This window comes from Dissulfurispira sp. (genome assembly GCF_036745535.1).
Lineage (GTDB): Bacteria > Nitrospirota > Thermodesulfovibrionia > Thermodesulfovibrionales > Dissulfurispiraceae > Dissulfurispira.
Window position 1 is genome coordinate 1 of the sequence record NZ_DAIOFX010000123.1, and the last position, 3,236, is coordinate 3,236.

At 45.3% G+C, this 3,236-nt stretch carries 4 protein-coding genes; all 4 read left to right on the plus strand.

The window, feature by feature from the left end:
• Positions 1–163: 163 nt before the first annotated feature.
• The 4 genes from V7L97_RS11805 to V7L97_RS11820 all read left to right on the plus strand — a co-directional run bounded on the left by V7L97_RS11805 (position 164) and on the right by V7L97_RS11820 (position 3,048).
• Positions 164–475, plus strand: coding sequence for a hypothetical protein (locus tag V7L97_RS11805; RefSeq protein ID WP_333656223.1), 312 nt, complete (start codon positions 164–166; stop codon positions 473–475).
• A gap of 155 nt (positions 476–630) precedes the next feature.
• Complete coding sequence (locus V7L97_RS11810) at positions 631–1,569, plus strand: cytochrome c3 family protein (RefSeq protein ID WP_333656225.1); 939 nt, start codon at positions 631–633, stop codon at positions 1,567–1,569.
• The gene (locus tag V7L97_RS11815; protein WP_333656226.1) at positions 1,562–2,287 is read left to right on the plus strand and encodes a formate dehydrogenase subunit gamma; all 726 of its coding nucleotides are present in this window, start codon (positions 1,562–1,564) and stop codon (positions 2,285–2,287) included. The genes V7L97_RS11810 and V7L97_RS11815 overlap by 8 nt, the downstream gene beginning before the upstream one ends.
• Positions 2,284–3,048: a cytochrome c3 family protein gene (locus tag V7L97_RS11820; protein WP_333656228.1), complete on the plus strand. Its 765-nt coding sequence runs from the start codon at positions 2,284–2,286 to the stop codon at positions 3,046–3,048. The genes V7L97_RS11815 and V7L97_RS11820 overlap by 4 nt, the downstream gene beginning before the upstream one ends.
• The last annotated feature ends 188 nt before the right edge of the window (positions 3,049–3,236 follow it).

Below are 3,236 nucleotides of genomic sequence, written 5' to 3' on the forward strand. Positions count from 1 at the left end.
TAGCTGGAACAGCGATGGGTTATCTTGTGGAGGCACTCACAGCGCCCAAAAAGGTTAGAGAGGCTGCTGAGGCAGCTGCTAAGGCAAAATAAGAAAAGAGGGGGATTTCCCCCTCTTTTTTTGTGGGTTGAGTTCAATTTTTCATTGCCTGGGGAGGTAATGCATGAAGTCAACAAATAAGCACAAGTTCCTATCTTTAATGGATAAGATTATAACTGAAGGGATGCTGGATGAGGTTCTACAGTATCCTTCTTACGACTTGACTCAAGACGTATCTAAACCCGAGCAGAACAGGGATTGCAAGAAGAGCAGCATAGATTATGTCTTTGTGGACTTATACAAAGAACTTGTAGGAACCATTAAGGATAAACCGCCGTGCATTGAATGCTCTGATTTTACGATAGACAACTGTGCAAAGACATCGTGCGAATGTATAAAATTCAAACGCTATGTCTGTATTTCTAAAGCTTTATAATCATGAGGAGGAGTCATGAGGATATTCTTAAGAGCCTTTCTGTTCACCTAAAGTTCTAATTAGTATTTTTTCTGTTTCCAAAATCACCAGCATTTATGTATAATCTATTGCTATTTTTAATAGCTATATCTCTGAGAGGGTTTTGGGGAGGTCGCATGAAAAGGGTTTTCTTAGTGGCTCTCTTATGGATTCCCCTGCTCTGTTTTACTTATTCGGCAAGCGCAGAAACCTTTACCTGTCTGGCATGCCACAGCGCAATGAAGGGCAAGATCCGTACGGAAGAGGGCGTTTTAATCGATGTGAATGTTGACGGAGAGAAATACTCACAATCCGTACACGGAGGTTTTGATTGTATTGCATGTCATAAACAATTCGGTTCAAATCCACACGAACCTGCAAGGATTACGAATGTCCCGCAAGGCATCGCTTCTCTGGCGAGCAAGCTGACCCATAAGGCAAAGGTAGATCCTGTTGCCCTCGCTGCGTGCTCCGAATGTCACGGTGATATTTATAAATCATGGCAGCAGAGCATCCACGGCAGCAACGTCATACAGAAGAAGCAGTCCGACGGTGCTTCATGCGTAGACTGTCACGGTTCGCCTCATTACATAACGCCTAAAAATACCGCTACATCGCATATCAATAAAAAGAATATAGTTAAGACCTGCGGTGAGTGCCATGAAAACGAAGGCCTCGCCAGGAAATACGGCTTTAGTACCCATATACTCGAAAGGTACTATGAAAGCTTTCACGGCAAAAAATATGTTATCGGACATCCAAATGCCCCCACATGCGTTGACTGCCACAAATATCATGATATCAAGAAATGGGAAGACCCCATGTCTCCTGTTGCATGGGATAACAGGACAGAGACCTGCGGCAGGTGCCATAAAGGCGCTACAAAGAAGTTTGTCACTGCAATCACCCATAAACCATACGGGAAAGACAATCCTGTGCCATACTATTTCGAAAAGGGAATGATAGTTCTTCTATTGTCCGTATTTGCATTTATCGTCGGCCACGTCATTCTCGATGCGATTTCCGAGATCAGGGATAAGGTTTTAAGAAAGGGAAAGGAGGGACATCATGAATAAAGAGACTCCAAAGGAATATTTACGTTTCAATACTATAGAGAGGATTCAGCATGTAATTCTTTTTACCACATTCCTGCTGCTCTCATTCACAGGATGGGCATTGAAATATCCGGAGCAGACCGTTGAGCATTCGAGCTGGCTGGTAAAGATATGGGGTGGAGCAAAGAACGCAGGTATAGTGCATCGCATAGCAGGCATTACAATGCTTCTGAACTTTGCGTGGCATGTGCTTTATCTCGCATATATGCTTTCGACAGGCAAGATGAAGCTCCGTAAAGACACGACCATTATTCCCCTGCCAAAGGATGTAATGGATGCCGTAAAAAACATACTGTACTTCCTCGGTCTGGGCAAAGAGAAGCCGCAGTTCGGCAGGTTCAGCTATATACATAAGTTCGATTACTGGGCGGTCTTCTGGGGAATGGGGATTATCGGTCTCTCTGGTTTTTTCCTTGCATTCCCTGTCCAGTCCTCGTACTTCTTCCCTTCGTGGAGCGTGAACTGGATATGGGAGGTAATCTCGATCATGCACAGCGATGAGGCCCTCCTTGCCATAGTCTTCATACTCTTCTGGCACTTCTACAACGAGCACCTGAAGTGGAATAAATTCCCCATGAGCATGACATGGATTACAGGAAAGATCTCCATCGAGGATATGAAGCGCGAGCACCCCCTTGAGTACAAACTTGAATTCGGCGACAAAGGGGACAACAAATGAGATGGTTGGTAGCGATTATAACCATAAGCGCATTGATATTTGGCTGTTCTCCGAAGAAGGCAGAAAAAGGAGTGACAGAAAAGGCCCCTGAAAAAATAATATCGAGAGATGAGGCAGTGGGCAGTCTGCCGTGCTTTAAATGCCACTCATACCAGAAATTCTCTGCACCACCCCAGAAAGGCATATTCCCCCACCAGAGGCATATGGATGCAGGCTATCACTGCAACCAGTGCCATGACCCAAGAGGGCATCGGCACATGGTGGTTAACAGGAAAATTTGCAGCAACTGCCACAGCATGAAGATGATCACCTTTGACAGGACGGTTTTACCATCGAAGTTCAACCACGAGGCTCACGCAAAGCTGTTCAACTGCAAGGAGTGCCATCCGGGGGTATTCCTAATGAGCGCCGGTGCTGCCCGTGTCACCATGAAGGACATTGATAGCGGTGCATATTGCGGTGCATGTCATGACGGCAAAAAGGCATTTGCTTCTTCCGAGTGTGCAAAGTGCCATAAAATGAAGGGCTTCGAAAAGGAACTCGTATACAAGGTTGACGGTATCGGCAACGTGGTCTTCAGCCACAAGTTCCACACAACAGCATTCTCCTGCGATTCGTGCCATCCGAAATTATTCGACATGAAGAAGACCTATGGAAAGATGAAGATGGACGATATGTATCAGGGCAAGACCTGCGGCTCATGCCATAACGGAAACATAGCTACGCCGGTTACGGACTGCGGGAAATGCCATAAGGGATAGGAAGACAGGTGAAGGTAAAGGAAAAGGTAAAGAAAAGAAGAAATATTAATTAATCTTTACCTCTACCTTTGCCTTTACCTTTCCTTTGTAAGCACCTGAAACAACCTTGCTATCATTACGCTGAAGATCCCGCCTATGAATGAGCCGAATGCGCCTATGATGCCTACAACTATTATTACACCTCACTG